Genomic DNA, 24828 nt, shown 5'->3' with positions numbered 1-24828 from the left:
TCAGACCATGAAGCTTTCGCCGCACCCGCAAGCACCCTTGGCGTTGGGATTTTCGAACACGAAACCGGCGGAGAAATCGTCTTCCACCCAGTCCATTGTACTGCCGATCAGGTAAAGCACGCTCGCCCCGTCGATATAGAATGTGCCGCCCGGGGTTTCGATCTTCTCATCGAACTTGGCTTCCTCGCTCACGTAATCGACCGAATAGGCCAGTCCGGAGCAGCCCCGGCGCGGGGTGGACAGCTTGACGCCGATCGCATCCCCGGGCGCCTTCGCCATCAAATCGGCGACGCGCTGCTCGGCGCGTTCGGTGAGAATTACGGCAGCCTTCGGGGCGGGACGGGTCTTCGTGTCGGTATCGGCCATCACAGCATCCCCAGTTCGAGCCGCGCTTCGTCGGTCATTTTTTCCGGTCCCCAAGGCGGATCCCAAACCAGATTGACCTCCGCATCACGGACGCCGGGCACGCTCGCCGCGCGCAATTCGACCTCACCCGGCATGCTTTCCGCGACCGGGCAATGCGGCGTAGTCAACGTCATGATGACCACGACGTCGCTTTCATCCGAAACTTCGACCCCGTAAATCAAGCCGAGATCGTAGATATTGACCGGGATTTCCGGATCGTAGATTTCCTTCAGCGCCGCGATCACGTCCTGCTGCAGCTTTCCACCCGCTCCGGTCGTGTTCGTAACCTCGGGTTTCTTCTGCAGGAACCCTTCGAGATAATCGCGCTTGCGTTCCAGCTTCGCGCCGGCCGTCTCATCCGGATCGACCACGTCCGACACGCGAGCGCGCGGCGGCTTGGCAGCCTGTGTCTGCGCCTCGGCCTCGACGGGCGAGGGGGCGGCAATGAAATCCTGGTCTGTCGTTTCTTCGCTCATCCGAAGATCCTTTGCGTGCGTTCTATGCCGCGCATCAGGGCGGCGATGTCGCTTTCATCCGAGTAGAGCCCGAAACTTGCGCGGGCGGTGGCCGGGACGCCGAGATGCGCCATCAGCGGCTGAGCGCAGTGATGGCCGGCGCGGATCGCGACGTTTTCCTCATCTAATATGGTGCCGAGATCGTGCGGGTGAACCCCCTCGATCTCGAAAGAGACGATGCCGGCGCTTTCCTCCGGCCCGAACAGGCGGACCGAATTTAGCGTGCGGAGTTCGTCGCGAAGCTGTTTGGCGAGGTCCGCTTCATGGGCGAACAGCTTGTCCGGCCCGAGCGCATCGACATAATCGATAGCGGCATGCAGGGCGATCGCCTCGGTGATCATGGGCGTGCCCGCTTCGAAGCGCTGGGGCGGCGGGGCGTAAGTCGATTTCTCGAACGTGACGCTTTCGATCATTGCGCCGCCGCCGTGATAGGGCGGCATCGCGTCGAGGAGCTCCTCGCGCGCCCACAGCACGCCGATCCCGGTCGGGCCATAGAGCTTGTGTCCGGAGAAAGCGTAGAAGTCGCAGCCGAGTGCAGGCAGGTCGAGGTCCATACGCGGGGCGGACTGACACCCGTCGAGCAGCAGCTTCGCGCCAACCGAATGGGCAAGGTCCGCTGCGCGGCGCGCATCGAGCACACTGCCAAGAACGTTCGAGACATGCGCGAGGCTCACCAGCTTGGTTCGTGGGCTTAGCAAGTTCTCGAGCGCATCCAGATCAATCTGCCCGTCATCCGTTAAAGGACAGACATCGATAACCGCTCCGGTTCGCGCGGCCAGCAATTGCCATGGAACGATGTTGGAGTGATGCTCGAGCATGGAAAGGACGATACGGTCACCCTCGCCGATCTGGGTAAGACCCCAGGTCATCGCGACAAGATTGATGGCCTCGGTCGCCCCGCGCACGAAAACGATTTCGTTCTCGCTCTCCGCGCCGACGAAATCGGCGACACGCCGCCGCGCCGCTTCGTAGCCGAGCGTCATCTGAGCGCTGCGGCTGTAGACCCCGCGGTGGACGGTGGCGTAGTCCTCGCCCAGCGCGCGGCTCATCGCGTCGATCACGGCGCGCGGTTTCTGCGCCGTGGCCGCGGTGTCGAGATAATGCCACGGCTCGCCCTCGGCGGTGACGAGGCCGGGAAAATCAGCCTTTCGCGAAAGCGTTTGGGTCGCCATCACAGATGCCGGTCCAGCTTGTCGAGCGCCACGCGCAAAAGGCGTTCATGCTCTGCCGCGTCATCCGCCAGGCCGACCAGCGCATCGCCGATAAAGGCCTGCACCAGCAGCCGGCGCGAAAGTTCGGGCGAAAGGCCGCGGGTCGCCATGTAATAGCGGGCCATCTCGTCCAGCTGCCCGACGCTTGCCCCGTGGGCGCATTTCACATCATCGGCAAAGATTTCGAGCTGTGGCACGGCATTCACGCTTGCACCCTTTTCCAGCAGCAGGCCTTTGAAGCTCTGTGCCGCGTCGGTTTTCTGCGCATCGCGCACGCAGTCGATCCGGCCGAGGAAATTGCCCGTGCCTTTGCCCCAATGGACAGAGCGGATGACCTGATTGCTGGTCGCCTCGGGTTCCTCATGCGCAACACGGGTGACGAATTCGCGCGTCGTGTCGCGCCCGCCCACGGTGATACCGCCGAGCTCGAAATGGCTCCCGCGCGCAAGCGTCGTTACGACCTCGATCCGGCCGAGTCGGCCGCTGGCGATCACGCCGAAGAGCTCGCAGCGCGCCCCTTCGCCGAGCTTTACGCGCAAGCGGTGCAGTTCGGTGGAGTCGCTTGGGCCGTCGGTGTCTTCGATGACGAGGCATTCACGGTATGTCTCACCCGCCGGAACCTCGATATCGCGCCAGTCCTCGAACGCGCCGGTATCGAGCGCTTCCAGTGCCTCGACATCGGAATAACGCCATTCTTCATGCTTGCGAGTGGGAAGGATAATCGCTTCGCTCATGCCGGGGACCGCTTTTCCGCGAGCATGCGTACGCCCGCATCGCTTGCATTCTCGACGCACGGCAAGGTCGCCTCGGCTATTACCTGCATACGCCGATTTCGATCGGCTTGAGAAGCATCCGACGCGGCGATCGCGTCGAGTTCGTCCGCCTTCGGCGCATAGCAGCGCAGCATGGCTCCACATCGGATCATGTCGACCGCCTTGTCGCCAGTCGATTGCGCGATCTGGCAGGTGAGCTTGCCGTCCTTCTTGTAAACGCCGCCCTTGAAGGTCTTGAGCCGCTGACCGATGACGGTGATCTGCTCGGCGACTTCCTCAGTCGGGGGACCCTGGGGGACGGGCAGGTCGGGAACGGCGGCTTGCGCCACCACAGCAAGTACCAGCGCGGTGATCATGCGGCCTCCATCACGGCATCGTAGCCTTCGTCTTCGAGACGCTTGGCGAGATCGGCCCCGCCGGTGCGAACGATGCGTCCTTGCGAAAGGATCGAGACTTTATCGGGCTTCACCACGTCGAGCAGGCGCTGGTAGTGGGTGATCAGCAACACGGCCTTGTCGGGTGCGCGCATGATGGCGTTGATGCCTTCGCCCACGACGCGCAGCGCATCGATGTCGAGTCCGCTATCGGTTTCATCGAGGATAGCGAGCGTGGGATCGAGAATGCCCATCTGCACCATCTCGGCGCGCTTTTTCTCACCGCCGGAGAAGCCGACATTCACGTTGCGCTTGAGCATGTCCATGTCGAGCTTGAGCAGCCCGGCTTTCTCTTTCGCGAGCTTGAGGAATTCACCGCCGGTCAGCGGTTCCTCGCCGCGTGCCTTGCGCTGCGCGTTCAGAGCCTCTCGCAGGAACTGCACGTTGGAGACGCCGGGGATCTCGACCGGATACTGGAAGCCGAGGAACAGGCCGGCCGAAGCGCGCTCGTGCGGTTCCAGTTCGAGCATGTCCTGCCCGTTGAACGTCACCGAACCTTGCGTCACCTCGTACCCAGGCCGGCCACCCAGAACATAGGCGAGCGTCGACTTGCCCGCCCCGTTCGGCCCCATAATGGCATGAATTTCACCATTCGGGATTTCGAGGGTCAAGCCCTTGAGAATTTCGGTGCCGTCGATTTCGGCATGGAGGTTTTCGATTTTTAGCATTCAGTCGTTCCGGTTGTTGCGCGGCGGGCCGTTGCCCTCGCGGTCGTAGCGGGGTTTGGTCTGCCGCGGATGGGCGGCGTTGTGCTGGCGGCGGGCCTCGGCCTTGTCGGCAATGCGCAGGCGCATGCCGGCGGTGATCCGGGCGAGGACGGCGTCCATGTCCTCGAGAATGTCCTTGGCGGCAATGCGCATCACGCGAATGCCGACCGCCTCTAGGCTCTTGTCGCGCCGCTTGGCGAGCATATCGTCCTGCCCCTCCTCGTCGATCCGGATCGCCATGCCGAGATTGTGGCAGTTGAAATCGACGATCGCGCTGCCGACGACAGCGTGTCGGGTGAAGGTGTAGCGCCCGAGGTCCGCCTTGGCGAACCGCTCGGCCAGCGCCTTGTGCGCCGAGGTCGAATGCCGCTTCATCTCGCGCGCCTGCTCGTGCAGCACGTCGAGCCGCTTGTCCGAAATCTCCCACCCGCGGCCCTTTTTCCTGAGGACGGGGGCTTCGTCGGTTTCGGACGGATCGCGGAGTTGGAGGGTTTTGCGGTCGGTCATTTCGGTACCCCTTTGCGCTTCGCAAAATACGCGACGGGGGCGAGAAGCGGCGTCAGGAAAAGCATTCCGAAAAAGACACTCTGAACCAGCGTATACAGCACTGCGCCATCGAAGGCGTTCGGATGGACTACTGCAGGTTTAAAAAACGTCGCGCCCGCAAACGGCGCACCAATCCACCAAAGCGGAATAGCAACCAGCCAAAGAGCAAAGAGAATTCGATACCACCGAGGGAACATCACCCCACGCTCCCCTCAAGCGAGATCGCCAGCAGTTTCTGCGCCTCCACCGCGAACTCCATAGGCAGCTGCTTCATTACATCCTTCGCAAAACCGTTGACGATCAGGGCCATCGCCTCTTCTTCGCCCAGGCCGCGTTGCATGGCGTAGAAGAGCTGGTCGTCCGAAATCTTCGAGGTGGTCGCCTCGTGCTCGATCTGGGCGCTCGGGTTCTTCACCTCGATATAGGGCACGGTGTGCGCGCCGCATTTGTCGCCGATCAGCAAGCTGTCGCATTCGGTGCGGTTGCGCACACCGTCGGCATTGGCGGCCACGCGAACCAGTCCGCGATAGGTGTTATCGGACTTGCCGGCCGAAATACCCTTGGAGATAATCGTCGAGCGGCTGCCCTTGCCGTTGTGGATCATCTTGGTGCCGGTGTCGGCCTGCTGGTAATTGTTGGTCACCGCGACCGAGTAGAACTCGCCCACGCTGTCTTCGCCGTTGAGCACGCAGCTCGGATATTTCCACGTCACTGCGCTGCCGGTTTCGACCTGGGTCCAGCTGACCTTGCTGCGCGCGCCCTGGCACAGCGCCCGCTTGGTGACGAAATTGTAGATCCCGCCCTTGCCCTCGGCATTGCCGGGATACCAGTTCTGCACAGTCGAATACTTGATCTCGGCATCGTCCATCGCGACCAGTTCGACCACCGCGGCGTGCAGCTGGTTCTCGTCGCGCATGGGCGCGGTGCAGCCTTCGAGGTAGCTGACGTAAGAGCCTTTTTCGGCAACGATCAGCGTGCGTTCGAACTGGCCGGTATTCTCAGCATTGATGCGAAAATAGGTGCTAAGCTCCATCGGGCAGCGCACGCCTTCGGGCACATAGACGAAGGTGCCATCGGAAAAGACCGCCGCATTGAGGCAGGCGAAGTAATTGTCCTTCTGAGGCACTACCCTCCCAAGCCACTTCTTCACCAGTTCGGGATGCTCGCGCAGCGCCTCGCTGATAGAAAGGAAGATGACGCCCGCCTTCTTCAGTTCCTCGCGGAACGTGGTGGCGACGGAAACGCTGTCGAACACGGCATCAACCGCGACCTTGCGTGCGCCTTTCACCCCGGCGAGCACTTCCTGCTCTGCGAGGGGGATGCCGAGCTTGTCGTAGACCGACTTGATATCGGGATCGAGCTCGTCGAGGCTTTCCAGTTCTTCCTTCTTCTTGGGCGCAGCGTAGTAATACGCGTCCTGATAGTCGATCTCGGGGTAGCCGAGCTTGGCCCAGTTCGGCTCTTCCATTTCCTGCCACAGGCGGAAGGCCTTGAGACGCCATTCCAGCATCCATTCCGGCTCTTTCTTCTTTGCCGAGATGAATTTCACCGTGTCTTCGGTAAGCCCCTTGGGCGCGAATTCAGTATCGATATCCGCGTGCCAGCCGAACTCGTATTCGGCGGCCTTCGCGGCGGCTTCGTGCGCCTCGCGGTCCTGGATTTCCGGTTCTTTCAGCTGGGTGTCTTCGCTCATGCGACTTCTTTCTCTCGTGCGAGACTTGCGAGCGAAATGCCCGCCAGCGCCCCGCGCAATGCTTGATTGACTTGTGGCCAATGCGGGCGGACCCGGCACTCGGCATCGACCGAACATTCACCGCCTTCGACGCAGTTTGTGAGCGCGATCGGCCCTTCGACCGCCTCGATGATATCGGCCAGTGTAATCGCCGCCGCCGGACGCGCGAGTTGCAATCCGCCGCCCGCCCCGCGCACCGAACGCAGCAGCCCCGCGCCCGTGAGCCGACTGACCAGCTTCTGCACCGTCGGCGCAGGCAGGTGCGTTTCCTCGGCCAGTTCGCCCGCACTCACCCGGCCGCCGCCGCAGTGGCGGGCCGCCTGGCACATTACGACCACGGCATAATCGGCAAGGTTTGACAGACGCATATCTAATTCGGACCAATTCGTTCCGATTACCAGATATGCAGGCAATCCGCGCTTTTCAAACGATTCCCGCTTGTTGCGAGTCGTTAGCGATTGTCATCCCTTGCCGTTCAGGTCGTCCGGCAGGCTCGGTATCTCGCGCATATTTGTGGGCGAGAGGATTTCGGCGCGGAAGGATTCGGGATCATCGGTCAGCCTCGACGGCGTGCGGCCCGCGAATTTGCGGATTTCGCGGATCATGTGCGGCTGGTCGTAGAAGCTGTTCTTCACTTCAGCCTCGAACTCCGGTGCGATGTCCGGGAGCGAGAGAAAGATTGCCGCCCGCAATGCCCGGTATTTGCGCCGGACGCCGACTGGCGGAAGCCCGAAATACCGCTCGACCAGACGCTGCGCCTGCCGCTGAGAATAAGGCAGCTTTTCGTACAGGTCGGCCAGTTCGGGGTTGAGCGAGGAGGCGAGCCAGGAATTTACCGTCCGGATGACGCTAACATGCGCCTCGTCAACGGGATCGAGATTCGCCGAGATGAAATCGGTCAGGCGATCGAGACATTCGCGCACGGATGCATGGTCGGCACGGTAGCGATCGGCGATAGCGCCTGCGTGCTCCCTGGCCTCTTCGCCAAGGTGATGCTCGATCGGATAAAGCCGGTTGCCGTGTTCGCCAGCATGAAGGCCGGTCAAGGCTGCCCAGCCGAGCGGGCTCAGCGCCGCTCCGATTGCATGGAACCGTCCTTCCACATGGATCGTGGCCGCCTCCCCCGTAGGCGCAAGCAAGGCGCTTTCGCTTGCGGCATCCTCGCGCCCGTCGGCAAACCGGATGAAACCTTCGCAGTAAGGGAACACGACGATGTGCCCGATCGCAGCGGGGAAGACGTCCCGGAACGTCTCCTCCTCGCAGGAGAAATGGTACATCGTCGTGACGTAATCGACCACATGGGTTGGCGGGGCAATGTAATCGAGTGAGAACAGCGAAGCGCTCGTCAGCTCCCCATGATCGGTGCCCTCGCTATGCCGGGCGGGCATTATCCCGATCCGCCGACGCGTCGCCTCGTTCGTCGATGCGGAATGCGAATCGAGTGATTGCTCATGCGGAACCCCTGTTTTCCTACCTCGCGGAATTCCTACCAAAAAAAGGGCGGCTCGGTAAGGAGCCGCCCCTTGAAAGGAAAGAACTCGCTGCTGAAAGCACCGAGCCCTTCGGGTCGCGAAGCTTTCATAAGCGGCATCGCACGGGCAAGGATTGTATGCAAACGACATCGCCTTGCTAATCATCATGCTTGCGGTAGCTGATGCGCCGGTTGCTCGACAGGAAGACGGAGCGGCGGCATAGGCGCACCCATGCTGTTTCGTCTCGCACGCCCTGCCCTCTTCGCTCTCGATCCGGAACGGGCGCACCGAATGACGATCGCCGGCTTAAAGCGCCTGCCGGTCGGGAAGGCGCCCCGGACGCGCGATGGCCTCGGCGTCGGTGTTGCGGGGCTGCACTTTCCCAATCCGCTCGGCCTGGCCGCCGGGTTCGACAAGGATGCCGAAGTCCCTGACGCGATGCTGCGTTTCGGGTTCGGGCATGTCGAGGTCGGCTCGATCACGCCGCGCCCGCAGGTCGGTAATCCCAAACCGCGCCTGTTCCGGCTGGCGGATGATCATTCGGTCATCAATCGGATGGGGTTCAACAATGGCGGTGCGCGGGCGGCGGTCGAACGGCTGACGCTGCGTAAAAATCAAGCCGGTATCGTCGGCGTGAATATCGGCGCGAACAAGGACAGCGACGACCGGGTGGCCGATTACGTTGCCATGGCGCGCATCGTCGCGCCCCTCGCCGACTATATCGCGGTCAATATCTCGAGCCCCAACACGCCGGGCCTGCGCGCGCTGCAGGATGCGAACCTGCTTGCCGATCTGCTCGACGCCGTGCTCGAAGCGCGCGGAGCGGATGGGCCGCCCGTCTTTCTCAAGGTCGCACCCGACCTTCAGATGAGCGACATCGACGCGATCGCGCAAATCGCGGCCGAAAAAAGACTCGGCGCCCTTATCGTATCCAACACTACGATCGAGCGCCCGGCCTTGCGCTCGCGCAATGCCAGGGAGGTCGGCGGCCTGTCGGGAGCGGGCCTGAAGCCGCTCGCACTGCAGCGCCTGCGCGACTTCCGCAAAGCGACGGACGGCACGATCCCGCTGGTCGGCGTCGGCGGAATCGCGAATGGTGAGGACGCGTGGGAACGTATTCGCGCCGGTGCCAGTCTCGTCCAGCTTTACAGTGCGATGGTTTACGGCGGGCCGGGTCTTCCAAGTCGCATCCTCGAAGGTTTGGAGCGCCTTATGCGGCGCGACGGATTTTCGACGATTGCCGATGCGGTCGGAAGCGAATAGCCTTGCATCCATGCGTTTCCGATACATAGCACCGCTCGCCGCACTTTCCCTCGCCGGCTGCGCCACCGTCAATACGGGCGAGCCTGTGTACGAACCTGGCGGTAGCGCCGCCGGTTCGGCCGCTTCGATGGAAGGGGCCGTCAGCGCCGCCGACCCCCGCGCGCAGGCGGCAGGCGAGGCCATGCTGGGAAAGGGCGGGACCGCAACCGATGCCGCTATCGCCGTTATGCTGGCGCTGACCGTGGTCGAACCGCAAAGCTCCGGCATTGGCGGGGGCGGGTTCCTGGTGCGCGGAACGGCGGATGGCTCCGTAACGACCTATGACGGGCGGGAGACCGCGCCTGCCGCCGCGACGCCGGACTGGTTTCTGGGCGAAGACGGCTCGCTGCCGGATTTTCGCACGTCGGTCGCCAGCGGTTTGAGTGTCGGCGTGCCGGGCAACATCGCGCTCGCGGCAAAAGCGCACGCGGAACACGGCGTTTTGCCGTGGGCGGACCTGTTCGAACCGGCGATCGAGCTTGCCCGCGACGGGTTTGTGGTGAACCCGCGCTTCAGAAACAGCGTATCTTCCATGCGCGACTTTCTCCAGCGCTCGCCGCTGGCACGTTCCCTGTATTTTGACGCTGCCGGCGAACCGCTGCCGGTCGGAACGACGATCCGCAATCCGCAGCTCGCCGCTACCTTGTCGCGCATCGCGAATGAGGGGCGCGAGGCGTTCTATTCGGGCGCTCTTCCCGAAGAGATAGCCGCCACGGTTGCTGCCGATACGCCGAAAGCGGGCACGATGACCGCAGAGGACTTCGCCGGATACCAAGCGAAGACCCGCGAGGGCGTCTGCCTCGACTATCGCGAACACCGGGTCTGCGCGATGGGCCCGCCGACCTCAGGCGGGATCGCTGTCCTCCAGATGCTCGGCATGCTGGAGCGCTACGACTTGGCGGCCTTGGGAGCGCGCAACCCCGAGACGTGGCATCTTTTTCTGGAAGCGCAGCGCCTCGCCTATGCCGACCGTGAATTGTACCTCGCAGACAGCGACTACGTCAGCGTCCCGGTCGAAGGCCTGCTCGACAAGACCTATCTCGCGCAGCGCAGCGCGCTGATTTCTCCCGATGCGAGCATCGCGCAGGTTGTGGCGGGACGTCCCGCCGGTGCGCAGGCCCGCGCCGATGGCGACGAGCCGGAAGAGCGCGGCACCTCGCATATCGCCATCGTCGACCGGGACGGCACCATGATCAGCTATACCAGTACGATCGAGAGTGCGTTCGGATCGGGACTCACCGTCGGCGGGTTCTTCCTCAACAACGAACTCACAGATTTCAGCCGCGCGCCAAGTGTCAACGGTATGCTGGTCGCCAATCGGGTGGAGGCCGGCAAACGCCCGCGCAGCTCGATGGCGCCGACCGTCGTATATGCGCCCGACGGCGCCCCGCTGCTGAGTGTAGGCGCAGCGGGGGGCAGCACGATTCCGGTGCAAACGGCGCGCAGCATCGTCGGCATCGTCGATTTCGGCCTGTCCGCACGTGAAGCGTTGGGCCTGCCCTTCGTGATGGCGTTCGGGAATAACGTCCTGCTCGAACAGGGGACCTGGCTCGAAGATGCAGCCAACGCCTTCCGCGCCTTGGGCCATACAGAAATCTCCATCCGCGAGGCCCCGGTCAAAGGCGGCGCCGTCCTGCGCACGCCGGATGGTTGGCAGAGCGCCCGCGACCCGCGGCTCGACGGCATGCTCGATCTTCCGTGACCGGCGCAGCCTTGCCGTAACAGTGCCGCCCGCGTAATCGGCTGACTTACGGGTTGGATTACAAAAGATTATTGCGTGAGGAGCCTGCCTTTGCTGTCGGACATCGATGCGGCCAACAATCTCGTCGAACTTTTCCTCCAGCGGGCGGACGAGCGGCGCGATCGCCCGTTTCTGGGCGCCAAGCGCGCCGGTTCCTGGCAGACCGAAACGTGGGGCGAAGTAGCGGACAAAGTCTGCCTTCTGGCTCAGGGCTTGCGCGATCTCGGGCTGAACGACGGCGACCGGGTCTGCCTCGTCAGTGAAAACCGGCCCGAATGGTGCATCGCCGATCTCGCCATCATGGCGGCAGGCTGCATCACCGTACCGGCCTACATTACGAATACCGAACGCGACCACGTCCACATCCTCGACAATTCGGGCGCAAGGGCGGTCATCGTTTCGACCGACAAGTTGGCCCAGCCCCTGATCCCCGCGATTTTTCGCACAGGCGTTGCCGAACACATCATTCCGATCGACGAGGTGCGCGGCTATCAGGGTGGCAATCTCACCTGCCACGGCTGGTCGCATCTGACGAGCGGCGATGCGGCTGCAGCGCGAAAAGCGGTCGACGAGCGGATCGCGACAATCGGGCGTGGCGATACGGCGTGCCTGATCTACACCAGCGGGACCGGCGGCGCACCGCGCGGAGTGAAGCAGCATCACGGGGCGATCCTGTGCAATGCGGCCGGTGCAGCCGAAGTGCTGATCGAGGATTTCGGCCTCAGCGACGAGGAACGCTTCCTCTCCTTCCTGCCCCTTAGCCATGCTTACGAGCATACCGGCGGCCAATACCTGCCGATCGGGGTCGGCGCGGAAATCTACTATGCGGAAGGGCTGGAAAAGCTCGCCGGCAATATCGAGGAAGTGCGGCCGACCCTCATGGTCGTCGTCCCGCGCCTGTTCGAAGTCCTGCGCACACGGATCATGAAGCAGGTTTCGAAGCAGGGCGGCATGCCCGAGCGGCTGATGGACCTTGCCCTCGATATCGGCGAGCGGAAGGCGGCGGGCCGCCGGCGGTTGGGCGACGGCCTGCTCGATTTCATGCTCGAGAAACTGCTGCGTCCCAAGATCCGCGAAAAGTTCGGCGGGCGGATGAAGGCGATGGTTTCAGGCGGCGCGCCGCTCAATCCGGAAGTCGGCATCTTCTTCGAGTCGATGGGCCTGACATTGCTTCAGGGGTACGGACAGACCGAAGCCGGCCCCGTCATCAGCTGCAACCGACCGCGCGCCGGGATCGCGATGGATTCGGTGGGCCCGCCATTGCGGGGAGTGGATGTGAAGATCGCGGAGGATGGCGAGATCCTGTGCCGCGGCGAACTGGTGATGCACGGCTACTGGCAGAACGACGCCGAGACACGCCGAACGATCGAGGACGGATGGCTTCATACCGGGGATATCGGCCATTTCGACGAGAAGGGCCGCATCGTCATCACCGACCGCAAGAAAGACATGATTGTCAACGACAAGGGCGACAATGTCGCACCCCAGAAGGTCGAGGGGATGCTGACGCTCCAGCCCGAAATCGGGCAGGCGATGGTCGCGGGTGACAAGCGGCCCTATGTCGTCGGTCTGATCGTGCCCGACGCCGAATGGACGGTGGAATGGTGCCGCGCACAGGGCAAGGAGTTCGATTGCAAGGAGCTGCAGGCGCTGCCGGCGTACAAGAACGCCGTTCGCGCCGCGGTCGACCGGGTGAACAAGGAACTGTCGGTCGTGGAGAAAGTGCGCCAGTTCGCCTTCGCGGACGAGCCGTTCTCGATCGAGAACGAGGAAATGACGCCGAGCATGAAAATCCGGCGTCACAAGATCAGGGAGCGTTACGGCGAACGGCTCGACGGCTTGTACCGGAATTAGGCGCCGTGGCGGGTCAAGCCGCCGCTTCTTCGATGAACTCCGGATAGAATGTAGGCGCGCGGTCGCTCCAGCCCGGAGCGGTGGCGGCGGCTTCGCTCAGGCTCTGAAGCAGCATCTTGCGGCGGTCGGGCCGGATCTGCGGCAAGGCGGCGGCGGCGCAGAACGCACTCGGCAACCAGGGACGCGCATCGGCACCGAGCAGGCGCTCATACAGGAACCGGAAGGCGGAAAAGCTGTCCAGCCGTTCCTGCGCAAGATCGAAGGCGGCGACACGGGTCAGCTTGCCGACGAAACTCTCGATCATGTCGAAGCCGGTTTCCGCCGGGATCGCATGGCGCAGCGCCTTAAGTTCCTGATACGTCACATACTGGCTGCGGATCGCGGCGTTCTCGCTCGCATTGCGACCCCAGACCAGAAAGGCATCGCACCGGCCGAGACCGATATCGAGGCTGCGACGGATGTAGCGCTGTTCGGCGGCACTGAAGCTTGCGAATTCGCGCATTTCGGAAATCGTCATCGACGCTTTGCTGGTGACCGGCATGTGTCCCTCCTGCTGACGATTCGGAGTATCGCGCAGGATGGTTAACACCGGGTAATTCCGGCGCCGCTTTTTGCCCTTAGATCAATCCGGCGAGCGGACTGGACGGGTCGGCATATTTCCGGGTTGCCATCCGACCGGACAGATACGCATCCCGTCCGGCCTCGACGGCGAGTTTCATTGCCCGCGCCATGCGGATGGGATCCTTCGCCTCGGCAATCGCGGTGTTCATCAAGACGCCGTCGCAGCCCAGTTCCATCGCGACCGCGGCATCGCTCGCCGTGCCGACGCCGGCATCGACCAGTACCGGCACGCTCGCTCCCTCCTTGATCAGGCGGATCGTAACGCGATTCTGAATACCGAGCCCGCTGCCGATGGGGGCGCCGAGCGGCATGACGGCAACCGCGCCCGCCTCTTCCAGCTGCTTGGCGGCAATCGGATCATCGACGCAATAGACCATCGGGTGGAAGCCTTCATTGGCAAGGACCTCGGTCGCCTTCAACGTCTCGCGCATATCGGGGTAAAGCGTGCGCGCTTCGCCAAGCACTTCGAGCTTCACCAGATCCCAGCCGCCCGCCTCGCGTGCCAAGCGAAGGGTGCGGATTGCATCGTCGGCGGTAAAGCAGCCGGCGGTGTTCGGAAGGTAGGTGATCTTTTTCGGGTCGATATAATCGGTCAGCATCGGTGTCTTGGGGTCGCTGACATTCACCCGGCGCACCGCCACCGTGACGATCTCCGCTCCGCTCGCTTCCAGCGCGGCGGCATTCTGCTCGAAATCCTTGTATTTTCCGGTACCGACGATCAGTCGGCTTTTGAAGGTCCGTCCGGCGACGGACCACGTGTCGTCACCCTGCCCACCGCCGACGAAATGCACGATTTCGAGGGTATCGCCATCGGCTATGCCATGGTGGCCAAGTTCGCTACGCGGCGCGATCGTGCCGTTGTGTTCGACGGCGACCTTCGCCGGGTCGAGTTCGAGTTCGCGAACCAGTGCGGCGACGGTATCGGCGGATGTGCGGCGGGTTTCGCCGTTGACGGTAACTGTAATGGAAGCGGTCATGACGACCAGCACTTAGTCCCCGCACCGTTCCTTACAAGCCGCGGAATGGATATGGCGGACATTGAGAATATGGCCTAGCGATACCAGCGCCACGCCGATGATCGTCAGCACCGCTTCCTTGTAACCATGCGGCGCAGCAAGGGCGCCTCCCATAAAGGTAAGTCCGGTCATCGCGATAACGAAGGGCAGGGCAACCCGGTGACGCAGCGCGCCCCAGCCGATGGCGATGGCGGCTACCAGTGTCGCAATGACAAGGCCGATGCGGTGGATTTCCGGCGAAAGAAGGAAAGAGCCTCCCAGCCCCATCGCGGAAACGAGCACGATCGTGACGACGCAATGCACCGCGCACAAGGCCGACAGTAGAATGCCGACACGATCCAACCGCTGGCGAATCGCCGAGAACGAGCGTTGCAACATGTCCTGCGAGATATGTGACACTGTAACAGAGATCAAGTACCGCCTTCGGCAAAGAGTACCGATCGCCACGTAATCAGGGTGAACCGTTGGCATTCCAGCCCTTGCGATTCCCGCCGTCTCTCACCACTGAAAGCGCCATGCAGAAAAATTCCGGAGCCCTGCAGCCTCTTGCAATCGCGACCTGGCTGTTCGTGGTCGCGGCGCTCGTCGTGCTGATGGTCTCGGTTGGTGGCATTACGCGGCTGACCGAAAGTGGTCTTTCGATCACGCAATGGAAACCGATCACGGGAGCCTTGCCGCCTCTGTCTCAGGCAGCGTGGCAGGACGAGTTCGACCTGTACAAACAGACCGGCGAATACATCAACGTCACCGGTCCCGCAGGAATGGACCTCGCCGCGTTCAAGTTCATCTATTTCTGGGAATGGTTCCACCGCCTGCTCGGTCGCGTGATCGGATTGGCCTTCGCGCTGCCTCTGGTCTGGTTCTGGGTCAAAAGTGCGATCCCGAAGGGTTACAAGCATCGGCTCGTTGCCTTGCTGCTACTCGGCGGGCTGCAGGGTGTGTTCGGGTGGTTCATGGTGCGGAGCGGTCTGTCCGGCACGATGACCGACGTCAGCCATTTCTGGCTGTCGATCCACCTCCTCACCGCCCTTTTCACGCTCGGCGCACTTGTCTGGACGGCGCTCGATCTGCGCCGTTACGGGTTCGGGCAGCGCTTTTCGGCGCGCTGGACCGTCACGGCCAGTTGGGTCGGCGCGATCCTGTTTCTCCAGCTCCTGCTCGGCGCCTGGGTGGCCGGACTCAATGCCGGGCTTGCGAGCGACAGCTGGCCGCTGATGAACGACCGCCTCGTTCCGGATCTCGGCACAAGTAACGGTTTGTGGTGGACGATCACGCACGACCCCTTCACGCTGCATTTCATTCATCGCTGGTGGGCGTGGGTCGCCGCGATCGCGCTGATCGTCATGGCGCGCCAGGTCCGATCTATCGATCGCAAGGCGTCGATCGCACTGAACGCGGCGGTCGGTACGCAAATCCTCCTCGGCATCGCGACCGTCGTCAGCGGCGTCGCACTATGGATCGCTGTGGCGCATCAGGTCGTCGGCGCGTTGCTCGTGGTCGCCTTCGCATGGTCCGCGCACCTGCTCGGCCGCCGGCCCACCGCCAGCCTGCATTCCGCCCTCGCCTGAACCTGCGGTATTATTATACCACCGCCGTATAGCCCGGATTTGCTTGACCTTCGGTGCCGATAGCGCCATTTGCGCCCCGCTCGCAGTCCGGCCCGTCTCGGATTCGCGTGAGACATTCGAACGCCGTTAGGCGTCGCAACACCAGATACGGACACATCAGCCATGAAGGCTCTCAGCAAGGTCACCCGGTCGATCAAACCGGCCGAGGTGGAAAAGAAGTGGCATATCGTCGATGCGGACGGCCTCGTTGTCGGCCGCCTCGCCGCGATCGTCGCCAACATCCTGCGCGGCAAGCATAAGCCGAGCTTCACCCCGCACGTCGATTGCGGCGATCACGTCATCATCATCAATGCCGAGAAGGTGAAATTCACCGGCAAGAAGATGGATGACAAGATCTATTACAAGCACACCGGACACCCGGGCGGCATCAAGGAAACGACGCCGACGAAGGTTCTGGAAGGCCGTTTTCCCGAGCGTGTGCTGGAAAAGGCCGTGCAGCGCATGATCCCGCGCGGTCCGCTGGGCCGTGCGCAGATGAAGGCGCTCCACATCTATGCCGGGACCGAGCATCCGCATGACGGTCAGCAGCCCGAGACGCTCGACGTCGCTTCGATGAACCGCAAGAATAAGGTTGCCGCATAATGGCCGACGAAACCAACACGACCGACACCGCCGCCCCCACCCCCGGCGAAGCCGCCACCAAGGGCGCAACTGCCGACAATCAAGGTGCAGATGCCAAGAGCAGCGTGTCCGATCTGGCCGACCTCAAGGACATCGCCGGCAATGCGCCGCAGGGCGATTCGGCGGAAATCGCGAGGACCGCAGACGTGCCGCTGCGCGAGCAGGAGCTCGACAAGCAGGGCCGCGCCTATGCCACCGGTCGCCGCAAGGATGCGACCGCACGCGTCTGGCTCAAGCCTGGCAGCGGCAAGGTCACCGTCAACGGCAAGGACCAGGAAGTGTATTTCGCACGTCCGACCTTGCGCCTCATCATCGATCAGCCGTTCGCGATCACCGAACGTCAAGGCCAGTACGACGTCGTCGCCACGGTCACCGGCGGCGGCCTGTCGGGTCAAGCCGGTGCGGTGAAGCACGGCATCAGCCAGGCGCTTGCGAAGTACGAACCGACGCTGCGCAGCACCGTGAAAGCCGCCGGCTTCCTCACGCGCGACAGCCGCGTCGTGGAGCGTAAGAAGTACGGCCGCGCCAAGGCCCGTCGCAGCTTCCAGTTCTCGAAGCGCTGATACCGGCTCACCGGTTCTTACGAATCACCAAGGAGGGCGGCTCGCGAAAGCAGGTCGCCCTTTTCTCGTTCCGTGCTCAGTGAACCGGCGGATCGACCCGAGGCACTTGCCGCACCGGTGCGACGGGTTCGCCCGGTTGGCGCGGCGGCTTTGCGTCTTCCGGCACATCGTCGATCTGCATGTCGCGTGTGCGCACGTCTTCGAGATTGCGCACGCGAACGTTCAGCTCGCCGCCCTGCCAGCGGATCTCGTTGAAGCTGGGCGGTGTCGAGCGTGTTCGCTTGGACAGCGTGCCTGCCCCGATCATACGCACGGGGCCGCCTACCGTATTCTCCAGAATATCGAACGCATCGTGGACGTGGCCCGACAGCACGGCCGCCACCGGCCGCTTGGCGAGTCCGCGTAAGGCCTTATCGCCATGCCGCGTCAGCGCGGTTCCTTGCGTTCCCACTTCGCGCAATGGGTGATGCACGGTCACGAGCGCTTGCGCGCCCTCCGGCAAAGTGTCGATCGCGTCGAGGCATTTGCGCAGCGCCGCCTCGGTCACCCAGCCTTTCGACCAATTGAATCGCGGTTGTGCGCGAACGGCGGTCTTCAACGGAACGATGTGCAGGTTGCCGAGATCGAGTTCGCGCTCGACCTTGCCCTCCATCCCGCGAAACCGCTTATAGGGCGTGAAGAACCGCTCGATGGGATTGAAATAGGGCATGTCATGATTGCCGACTTCGACCGTCACCGGTGCGTCGAGCGAATTGATCCAATGGGTCGCCGCCTCGAATTCTCGGTGCCGGGCACGCATGGTGAGATCGCCGGTAATCGCCACGGCATCGGGCCGCGTTTCGGCGATCTCCTGCTTGACCCAATCAAGCGCACGATTGTTTTCGAGCCCGAAGTGAATGTCGGAGAGGTGGAAGATCAGTCGGTCGTCAGAAGCCATGATGCGTCGCTAGCAGATCGACCTCGCAGGTCGCCACTTCGAACTTGGCGCGGCAAGGCACTTCGGCTGGCTCGCCGTCGATCAGGACGCCGATGGATGTCTCGTCCTCGCTCTCGAGGATAATCTCGTCGAGCAGGCCGAGCCGTTCATGTGGACCCTCGCGAAAGCGCCGCCGGAGTAAAGCGAAGCCCTGTTGCAGAAACTGGCCGGCGTCCTCGGCGTAAAAGCCGTCGATCTGGATTCCGCGATGACTCGGCGTCATTTCAACAAGCGGATAGCCTTCCCCCCTACCGCGTTCGGGCACGCGCAAATGTACCATGGCGCCATCGGTCGATTTGGACATTGCCTCGCTCGCACCCTGCGCGATCTCGGCAATATCGAAATCGCGCATCGCCTCGCGCACATTCGCCCAGGCAGTTCCCGGCCCTGCAAGCAGGCCGGCGAGTGCGTCACCCTTGGCGCATCGCGCGACGGTCGGCCTGACCCGCCTCGCCGCACCGCTATCGATGCGTCGTACGATGTCTTCCATCTCGTTGTCGCCGTGCAGTCTTTTCGAGAGCAGATTCATCGTGCCGCCCGGCAGCACCATGATCTCGCCGCCCCAGCCGTAGAGGCCGGTGATCGCGGCATTCAGCGTGCCATCGCCGGTGAAAATGCCGAGCCGCTTAATACCTTCAGCGTCGAGTTCGGCAGCGGTTGGTAGATCGTCGTCTGGAAAGCGAAGCGTTCGCATCACCGCAATGTCGCACTCGTCGCAATGTGCGAGCAGCTTTTCCAGCGCAGCTTCGTTGTTGCTGCCGCTGCGTGCATTGGTCAGCAGCCATATCTGCGATTTCTGGCCCATGCCGCCATAGCGAGCGGGGCGCGTCGCGGTTCCCTCGCAATCGTTGCAGGAACCGTAACGGAACGCCTCGCCTTAGCGCCCCGCCATTGCCTTCACCTTAGGCAGATAGGTCCGGCCGATCCTCAATGTTTCGCCATCGTCCAGCTCCACCGACCAGACCCCGAGCCCGTCATGCCGCAGCCGCTCGATGCGGTCGCGGCGAAGGATGGTGGAACGGTGGATGCGGATGAACTTTGCGGGATCAAGCCGCTCCTCCAGCCCCGCAATCGTCTGGAGCAGGAGATAGGAGCGCCAGCCGTCCTCGCTATCGACATGGAGACGGACATAGTCGCGCTCGGCATCGATCCGCCCGACTTCTGAGGTGTCGATCCTGACCAGCTCGCTACGATGCGGAATCCACAATTCCTGCAGCCATTCGCTGTCCGTATGTTCGGCGGTCCCGCGCCGTGCCCGAGCGCGCTCGACGGCGCGCGCGAGGCGATCCGCCTTCACCGGTTTGAGGACATAATCGACTGCATCCAGATCGAAGGCGTCGACGGCGTAGTTGTCGTGGGCCGTCACGAAAATGACTGCCGGGCGCAGCGCCTTTTCGCTCAGCCGCCGGGCCACGCCGAGACCGTCCAGTTCGGGCATGGTCATATCCAGCAGGAGCAGATCCGGCCGCAGTTTCTCGGTCAGGGCAAGCGCTTCCGCACCGTCGCTCGCCGTGCCGACCACATCGAGTTCCGCGATCCTCCCGCAGATCACTTCCATCCGCTCGATAGCGAGCGGCTCGTCGTCCACGATCAAGGTCCGCAGCGGGGTCGGGTTATCCATGGCGCACCATCGGCAGTTCGAGTGTCGTTTCGTAGCCATCGGCGGTGGGTCCGAACTCGACCCCGGCGGTATTGCCGAAGCGCGCCGCTAGCCGGTCGCGCACATTGGCGAGCCCGATGCCGAAGCCCTGCCCGTTCGCCTGGCACGCCCCCGGCCCATCGTCCGTCACGCGCAAAACGAGCCGCTCGTTGGTTTCGCGGGCGGACACTGCGATCGTCACCGGGCGGGTCGAAGCAGAAACGCCGTATTTTACAGAGTTCTCGACCAGCGGCTGGAGGATCATGCCCGGCACCCGGCAATCGCGCAGCTCGGGCGGCAGGTCGATTTCGATCCGCAACCGCTTCGGGAAGCGAACTGCCTCGATTTCGAGATACAGAGCCTGAAGGTCGAACTCGTCCTCGAGGCTTACATCGCCGGTCGGGTCTTCCGCGAGCGAATGTCGATAGAAGCGCGAAATCGATTGGATCATCTGTTCGGCGCGCTCCTCCTTGCCCGTCATCACAAGTGCGGACAGCGAATTGAGCGTATTGAAGAGGAAGTGAGGGTTTACTTGATAGCGCAGGCTGCGCAGTTCCGCGGCCTTCGCGGCGGTCCGGAACCGTTCGCCCCGCCGCTCCGCCAATTGCGCTTCGCGCGCCGCGACCAATGCCAGATAGAGGGCTGCCCAGGCGAGCAACAGGAAGTATCGGCCCAAGGCGACATCGGTGAATTGTCGCCACCGCTCGATGCCCTCGGGCGCCCGGGCGAGAACGATGGTCGTGGCTGCCGGGCCGTCCGTTTGCGTAGGCGTGGGGATGCCCGGCACGTCCACCAGCAGATTGCCCGATTCGTCGCGCCTGATGTTCACCCCTTCCCGCTCGCCGATCTTCTGCGCAACGCGCGCCTCGATCGAGGCGAAGGTCATCTGGTTGATCTGGGCGATGGCCGCCGCGGCGGGCAATGCTGCCACGAATGCGACAAGGATCTGCACCCACATCGCGAAGCGCTCGAACAACCGGATGGCGAGCCACAGGAGGACAGTGATGCCCATGCCCCCGAGGCAAACCAGCGCCCGCCGCCAAAGCAGTTCGTCTTGCAATTCCAGGCCGACGATACTGCCGCGCACTGTCACCAACAGGAAATAAGCGGTCCACAGCCCCGCCATCGACAGCAGCACCGTGCGCAGCGGCACGCGCGCATCTTCCGCTTCGGGGGAGATCATGGGGTCGGAGGCCACGTCCCCGTAAATAGAGCCGCCGCCTGCCCCCTCGCCAGCACCGTGGTCGAGCGGGGCGCGGTGTTGGTCGATAGGTCTATTCCGCAGGCTCGACCTCGCCCGCCGCGATCTTCCTGCTCCATTCCTTGGGAGCGAGCGTGTGGACGTTGTTGCCATGCGCATCGACAGCGACCGTCACCGGCATGTTCTCGACCTCGAATTCGTAGATCGCTTCCATGCCGAGTTCCTCGAAGGCGATGACCTTCGCGCCCTTGATGGCCCTGCTGACGAGATAGGCCGCCCCGCCCGTCGCCATCAGATAGGCGACCTTGAACCGGCTGATCACCTCGACCGCGTCCTGCCCGCGTTCGGCTTTGCCGATCATGGCCAGTAGGCCGAGATCGAGCATCATTTCGGTGAATTTGTCCATCCGCGTCGCGGTGGTCGGGCCGGCGGGACCGACGACCTCGCCCATTACGGGATCGACCGGGCCGACATAATAGATCGCCCGGCCCTTGAAATCGACCGGCAGTTCTTCGCCCGCCTCGAGCATGTCGTGAATACGCTTGTGCGCCGCATCGCGCCCGGTCAGCATCTTGCCCGATAGAAGAAGGCGATCGCCATGTTTCCAGCTCGCGACCTCTTCCGGCGTAAGCGCATCGAGATCGACGCGTTTGGCGGCGCTGTCGGGCTGCCAGGTGACCTGCGGATAATCGTCGAGCTTCGGCGGTTCGAGATAGGCCGGCCCGCTGCCGTCCAGAGTGAAGTGCGCGTGGCGCGTGGCGGCGCAGTTAGGTATCATGCCGACCGGCTTGCCTGCCGCATGGCACGGCGCATCCTGGATCTTTACGTCGAGTACGGTGGAAAGGCCGCCAAGGCCCTGCGCGCCGACCCCGGTGGCATTGACCGCATCGAAGATTTCGATCCGGAGCTTTTCGATATCCGTTTGCGGCCCGCGCTGCTTCAACTGTGCCATGTCGATTGGGTCCATCAGGCTCAGTTTGGCGAGCTTCATGCAATGCTCCGCCGTGCCGCCGATCCCGATCCCCAGCATCCCCGGCGGACACCAACCGGCTCCCATCGAGGGGATCTGTTCGAGCACCCAATCGACGATATTGTCCGACGGGTTCATCATTTTGAACTTCGACTTGTTCTCACTGCCCCCGCCCTTCGCGGCGACGTCGATTTCGATGGTATTGCCCGGCACCATTTCGACCGAGAGGACGCTTGGCGTATTGTCGCGCGTATTGCGGCGGGTGAAAGCCGGGTCGGCCAGGATGGAGGCGCGCAGCTTGTTGTCCGGATCGTTATAGGCCTTGCGCACCCCGTCATCGACGATATCCTGCAAGGCGCGCGTCGTATCAAGGCGGCAGCTCATGCCCCAGCGCACGAAGACGTTGACGATGCCGGTATCCTGACAGATCGGGCGGTGCCCCTCTGCGCACATGCGGCTGTTGGTCAGGATTTGCGCGATCGCATCCTTCGCCGCTGGACCCTGTTCCGCATCGTAGGCATCGCCCAACGCGCGAATATAATCCATCGGATGGTAGTACGAAATATATTGCAGCGCATCGGCTACGCTTTCGATCAGATCTTCTTCCTTGATGACTGTCATGTCGCTCATCGCCGCGCATTCCCATGTTGCAGATTTTCCCTTCCGCGATACGCGCGAAGGCGGGCAAAGGTCAAAGCGCTTGGACACAACCGGTCTTGCGCTTAAGGCATCTGACGCTTGCATTAGCGTATTATTCGTATAACACAGCTCGACGGATATCATGACCATCACCGACGACACCCGCATCGACTATGCCGCCGCACGCAAGGCGATGATCGACAGCCAGTTGCGCACCAGCGGCGTGAACGAGGCTTTTGTGCTGGCCCGCATGAGCGTGGTCCCGCGCGAGGATTTCGTGCCGGAAACCGCGAAGGGCGTCGCCTATATGGATCGTGCGGTTCGCCTGGGCGACGGGCGCTTCCTTCCCGCACCGGTCTTTCACGGGGCGATGCTTGCCGAAGCGCGCCCGCGGCAGGACGATCGCGTTCTGGTGATCGACGGCGGCAGCGGATACCTCGCCGAACTGGTACGGCCTATGGTCGAGACGATCGAAACAGTCGATCCCGAAGCGGCTGCGAGCGGAAAGGTCGAAGGTTCCTTCTCGCTGATCCTGATCGACGGCGCGGCGGAGCACATTCCGTCGAAACTCGTGGCGTTGCTCGAACAGGACGGTCGGATCGTCGGCGGCTTGGTCGAACGCGGGGTGACGCGCCTTGCTACCGGACGGCATTCCGGGTCCGCCATTGCCATGCTTCCGCTCAGCGAAATGGGCATTCCCCGCCTAGGTGCGTTCGACAAACCGGCAAGCTGGAGCTTTTGATGAACAGGGCGCGTCGAACGGCAGGTTTCGCCGCGCTCGTTGCAGGTCTCATGGCCGCCCCGGCGGCCGCCGACACGCTTCAGGAAGCCTTGTCCGAAGCCTATCGTAACAACCCGACGTTGCTGGCCGCACGGGCGCAATTGCGGGGGAGCGATGCGGCCGTTGCGGTCGAGAAGGCGGACGGCAAGCCGAACGTCTCGGCGACCGGAACCTATACCGAATTTCTCAAGACGAATCAGGCGAGCTTCATCGCTCCTGATCGCGCGTTCAACGGCGCGATCGACCTTGCCGTACCGATCTATCAGGGCGGCGCTGTACGGAACGCCGTGCGCGCCGCGGAAACCCGCGTCGAGGCGGGGCGGGCGGATCTTCGGGGCACCGAGAGCGCGATCTTCAGCCAGGTCGTCGCTGCTTATATGGATGTGCTTCGTGGGCAGGCACTGGTCTCGCTTGCGCGGAACCAGATCGATGTGCTCGTGGTGAACGTCCGCGCCACTAGCGATCGCTTCGAGATCGGCGATCTCACGCGTACCGACGTCGCGCAGTCGCAATCGCGGCTTGCGCTGGCGGAGGGCGATCTGCGCACCGCTGAGTCCAACCTTATCGCCGCCCGCGAGGACTATGTCGCCTTGGTCGGCGAAGCGCCAACGGACCTGCAACCGCCGCCCCCGCTTCCGGGCCTGCCGGAAGATGTCGAGGTCGCGGTCGACGTCGCGATCGAGAACAATCCCGATCTCATTGCCGCACGCGAGCGGGCCGAGGCGGCAGGGTTCGATATCGATGTCGCGGGCTCGGGCCGCCTGCCGCGCGTATCGGTATTCACCGGTTATACTTACCAGAATTTTCTGGGAAGCTTGCCCGATCGAATTCTCGATCCAGACGATCCGACTGCCGGCGTAATAGCCAGCCCGCAAGTCGCACGCGCCGCACAAGCGGGCGTCCAGCTCAACATTCCGCTATTCCAGGGTGGCCGTCCGGCCGCCTTGCAGCGCCAGGCGCAAGCACAGGCAGCGGCGTCGCTGGAGACCGTAATCGCCACCGAGCGCGACATCATCGCACAGGTCCGCTCCGCCTGGGCGAGCTACCGCGCGTCCCTCGCGATCATCGAATCCTCGCAGACCGCTGTCGATGCCGCCGCGCTCAGTCTGGAAGGCGTGCGCGCGGAAAACTCGATTGGAAACCGCACCATTCTCGATGTTCTCAACGCGGAGCAGGAACTGCTCAATGCGCGCGTGAATCTCGTGACCGCTCGGCGCAACGCCTATGTGGCGGGCTTCTCGCTGCTGGCAGCGATGGGCCGGGCGGAGGCCCGCGATCTCGGCTTTGCGGACGAGGGGGTGCTGTACGATCCGCTTATCAATTACGAACGGGTCCAGGGCAACTTCTTCGACTGGGCGCGCGATCCTGATCCCACCGCCGAGGCGAGCCGCACGGTTGACGTGCCCGCGCAAACCGCCGACATTCCCGATACGACGGACGTGCCGATCCCCGAAACCGATCCGCGTCCGGCGATGTAAGAG

Annotated in this window: 27 protein-coding genes; 8 read left to right on the top strand and 19 right to left on the bottom strand. The window is 63.1% G+C overall.

Going from position 1 to position 24828, the window contains the following annotated elements:
- The 11 genes from E3U23_RS09800 to E3U23_RS09750 all read right to left on the bottom strand — a co-directional run bounded on the left by E3U23_RS09800 (window position 1) and on the right by E3U23_RS09750 (window position 7711).
- The gene (locus E3U23_RS09800; protein ID WP_279351062.1) at window positions 1–366 is read right to left on the bottom strand and encodes a HesB/IscA family protein; all 366 of its coding nucleotides are present in this window, start codon (window positions 364–366) and stop codon (window positions 1–3) included.
- On the bottom strand, window positions 366–881 hold the full coding sequence (locus tag E3U23_RS09795; protein WP_279351061.1) for an SUF system Fe-S cluster assembly protein: 516 nt from the start codon (window positions 879–881) through the stop codon (window positions 366–368). Before E3U23_RS09795 ends, E3U23_RS09800 begins: the two co-directional genes overlap by 1 nt.
- Complete coding sequence (locus tag E3U23_RS09790; protein WP_279351060.1) at window positions 878–2092, bottom strand: cysteine desulfurase; 1215 nt, start codon at window positions 2090–2092, stop codon at window positions 878–880. Before E3U23_RS09790 ends, E3U23_RS09795 begins: the two co-directional genes overlap by 4 nt.
- Window positions 2092–2865 (bottom strand): SufD family Fe-S cluster assembly protein, encoded by a 774-nt coding sequence (locus tag E3U23_RS09785; protein WP_279351059.1) that lies wholly within the window; start codon window positions 2863–2865, stop codon window positions 2092–2094. Before E3U23_RS09785 ends, E3U23_RS09790 begins: the two co-directional genes overlap by 1 nt.
- Complete coding sequence (locus E3U23_RS09780; protein ID WP_279351058.1) at window positions 2862–3260, bottom strand: hypothetical protein; 399 nt, start codon at window positions 3258–3260, stop codon at window positions 2862–2864. Before E3U23_RS09780 ends, E3U23_RS09785 begins: the two co-directional genes overlap by 4 nt.
- On the bottom strand, window positions 3257–4006 hold the full coding sequence (gene sufC / locus E3U23_RS09775; RefSeq protein ID WP_279351057.1) for a Fe-S cluster assembly ATPase SufC: 750 nt from the start codon (window positions 4004–4006) through the stop codon (window positions 3257–3259). The genes E3U23_RS09780 and sufC overlap by 4 nt, the downstream gene beginning before the upstream one ends.
- The gene (locus E3U23_RS09770) at window positions 4007–4552 is read right to left on the bottom strand and encodes an endonuclease domain-containing protein (protein WP_279351056.1); all 546 of its coding nucleotides are present in this window, start codon (window positions 4550–4552) and stop codon (window positions 4007–4009) included.
- Window positions 4549–4791: a hypothetical protein gene (locus tag E3U23_RS09765; protein ID WP_279351055.1), complete on the bottom strand. Its 243-nt coding sequence runs from the start codon at window positions 4789–4791 to the stop codon at window positions 4549–4551. Before E3U23_RS09765 ends, E3U23_RS09770 begins: the two co-directional genes overlap by 4 nt.
- Window positions 4788–6284, bottom strand: a complete 1497-nt coding sequence (gene sufB / locus E3U23_RS09760) for a Fe-S cluster assembly protein SufB (RefSeq protein ID WP_279351054.1) — start codon at window positions 6282–6284, stop codon at window positions 4788–4790. The genes E3U23_RS09765 and sufB overlap by 4 nt, the downstream gene beginning before the upstream one ends.
- Window positions 6281–6691, bottom strand: coding sequence for an SUF system Fe-S cluster assembly regulator (locus E3U23_RS09755; RefSeq protein WP_279351053.1), 411 nt, complete (start codon window positions 6689–6691; stop codon window positions 6281–6283). The genes sufB and E3U23_RS09755 overlap by 4 nt, the downstream gene beginning before the upstream one ends.
- 93 nt (window positions 6692–6784) lie before the next feature.
- Window positions 6785–7711, bottom strand: a complete 927-nt coding sequence (locus tag E3U23_RS09750; protein WP_279351052.1) for a helix-turn-helix domain-containing protein — start codon at window positions 7709–7711, stop codon at window positions 6785–6787.
- Window positions 7712–8026: 315 nt separating this feature from the next.
- On the opposite strand from E3U23_RS09750, the gene E3U23_RS09745 reads away from it, so the two are divergent.
- From E3U23_RS09745 to E3U23_RS09735, 3 genes are all read left to right on the top strand, one after another.
- Window positions 8027–9058, top strand: coding sequence for a quinone-dependent dihydroorotate dehydrogenase (locus tag E3U23_RS09745; protein ID WP_279351051.1), 1032 nt, complete (start codon window positions 8027–8029; stop codon window positions 9056–9058).
- A 10-nt stretch (window positions 9059–9068) separates the two neighbouring features.
- The gene (ggt, locus tag E3U23_RS09740) at window positions 9069–10799 is read left to right on the top strand and encodes a gamma-glutamyltransferase (protein ID WP_279351050.1); all 1731 of its coding nucleotides are present in this window, start codon (window positions 9069–9071) and stop codon (window positions 10797–10799) included.
- Between the two features lie 84 nt (window positions 10800–10883).
- Window positions 10884–12692, top strand: a complete 1809-nt coding sequence (locus E3U23_RS09735; RefSeq protein WP_279351132.1) for an AMP-dependent synthetase/ligase — start codon at window positions 10884–10886, stop codon at window positions 12690–12692.
- A 13-nt stretch (window positions 12693–12705) separates the two neighbouring features.
- On the opposite strand, the gene E3U23_RS09730 is transcribed toward E3U23_RS09735, so the two are convergent.
- The 3 genes from E3U23_RS09730 to E3U23_RS09720 all read right to left on the bottom strand — a co-directional run bounded on the left by E3U23_RS09730 (window position 12706) and on the right by E3U23_RS09720 (window position 14707).
- On the bottom strand, window positions 12706–13233 hold the full coding sequence (locus tag E3U23_RS09730; protein ID WP_279351049.1) for a hypothetical protein: 528 nt from the start codon (window positions 13231–13233) through the stop codon (window positions 12706–12708).
- Window positions 13234–13309: 76 nt separating this feature from the next.
- Window positions 13310–14290, bottom strand: coding sequence for a sulfur carrier protein ThiS (gene thiS, locus E3U23_RS09725; protein WP_279351048.1), 981 nt, complete (start codon window positions 14288–14290; stop codon window positions 13310–13312).
- Between the two features lie 12 nt (window positions 14291–14302).
- Window positions 14303–14707, bottom strand: coding sequence for a MerC domain-containing protein (locus E3U23_RS09720; protein WP_279351131.1), 405 nt, complete (start codon window positions 14705–14707; stop codon window positions 14303–14305).
- 137 nt (window positions 14708–14844) lie between these two features.
- On the opposite strand from E3U23_RS09720, the gene E3U23_RS09715 reads away from it, so the two are divergent.
- The 3 genes from E3U23_RS09715 (at window position 14845) to rpsI (ending at window position 17141) form a co-directional block, all read left to right on the top strand.
- Entirely contained in the window at window positions 14845–15897 is a 1053-nt protein-coding gene (locus E3U23_RS09715) for a COX15/CtaA family protein (protein WP_279351047.1), read from the top strand.
- 162 nt (window positions 15898–16059) lie between these two features.
- A complete protein-coding gene (gene rplM / locus E3U23_RS09710) occupies window positions 16060–16539 on the top strand; it encodes a 50S ribosomal protein L13 (protein ID WP_279351046.1) in 480 nt (159 codons plus the stop codon).
- Window positions 16539–17141, top strand: a complete 603-nt coding sequence (gene rpsI / locus E3U23_RS09705) for a 30S ribosomal protein S9 (RefSeq protein ID WP_279351045.1) — start codon at window positions 16539–16541, stop codon at window positions 17139–17141. The genes rplM and rpsI overlap by 1 nt, the downstream gene beginning before the upstream one ends.
- Before the next feature lie 76 nt (window positions 17142–17217).
- Here the strand turns inward: rpsI and E3U23_RS09700 are convergent, their stop codons facing one another.
- The 5 genes from E3U23_RS09700 to E3U23_RS09680 all read right to left on the bottom strand — a co-directional run bounded on the left by E3U23_RS09700 (window position 17218) and on the right by E3U23_RS09680 (window position 22548).
- Window positions 17218–18078 (bottom strand): metallophosphoesterase family protein, encoded by an 861-nt coding sequence (locus E3U23_RS09700; RefSeq protein ID WP_279351044.1) that lies wholly within the window; start codon window positions 18076–18078, stop codon window positions 17218–17220.
- Window positions 18068–18922, bottom strand: a complete 855-nt coding sequence (locus tag E3U23_RS09695) for a diacylglycerol/lipid kinase family protein (protein WP_279351043.1) — start codon at window positions 18920–18922, stop codon at window positions 18068–18070. Before E3U23_RS09695 ends, E3U23_RS09700 begins: the two co-directional genes overlap by 11 nt.
- A 72-nt stretch (window positions 18923–18994) precedes the next feature.
- Window positions 18995–19738: a LytR/AlgR family response regulator transcription factor gene (locus E3U23_RS09690; RefSeq protein ID WP_279351042.1), complete on the bottom strand. Its 744-nt coding sequence runs from the start codon at window positions 19736–19738 to the stop codon at window positions 18995–18997.
- Window positions 19731–20939, bottom strand: a complete 1209-nt coding sequence (locus E3U23_RS09685) for a sensor histidine kinase (RefSeq protein WP_279351130.1) — start codon at window positions 20937–20939, stop codon at window positions 19731–19733. The genes E3U23_RS09690 and E3U23_RS09685 overlap by 8 nt, the downstream gene beginning before the upstream one ends.
- A 91-nt stretch (window positions 20940–21030) precedes the next feature.
- Window positions 21031–22548, bottom strand: a complete 1518-nt coding sequence (locus E3U23_RS09680; RefSeq protein WP_431732680.1) for a fumarate hydratase — start codon at window positions 22546–22548, stop codon at window positions 21031–21033.
- A 160-nt stretch (window positions 22549–22708) separates the two neighbouring features.
- Between E3U23_RS09680 and E3U23_RS09675 the strand changes: the two genes are divergently transcribed.
- Together E3U23_RS09675 and E3U23_RS09670 are read left to right on the top strand one after the other, a co-directional pair.
- A complete protein-coding gene (locus E3U23_RS09675) occupies window positions 22709–23308 on the top strand; it encodes a protein-L-isoaspartate O-methyltransferase family protein (protein WP_279351040.1) in 600 nt (199 codons plus the stop codon).
- Window positions 23308–24825 (top strand): TolC family outer membrane protein, encoded by a 1518-nt coding sequence (locus E3U23_RS09670; protein ID WP_279351039.1) that lies wholly within the window; start codon window positions 23308–23310, stop codon window positions 24823–24825. The genes E3U23_RS09675 and E3U23_RS09670 overlap by 1 nt, the downstream gene beginning before the upstream one ends.
- Window positions 24826–24828: the final 3 nt, after the last annotated feature.

This window comes from Erythrobacter litoralis (assembly GCF_029760855.1).
GTDB lineage: Bacteria > Pseudomonadota > Alphaproteobacteria > Sphingomonadales > Sphingomonadaceae > Qipengyuania > Qipengyuania litoralis_A.
The sequence above is the reverse complement of the archived record's forward strand: the minus strand, read 5'-3'. Positions and strand labels throughout refer to the sequence as shown.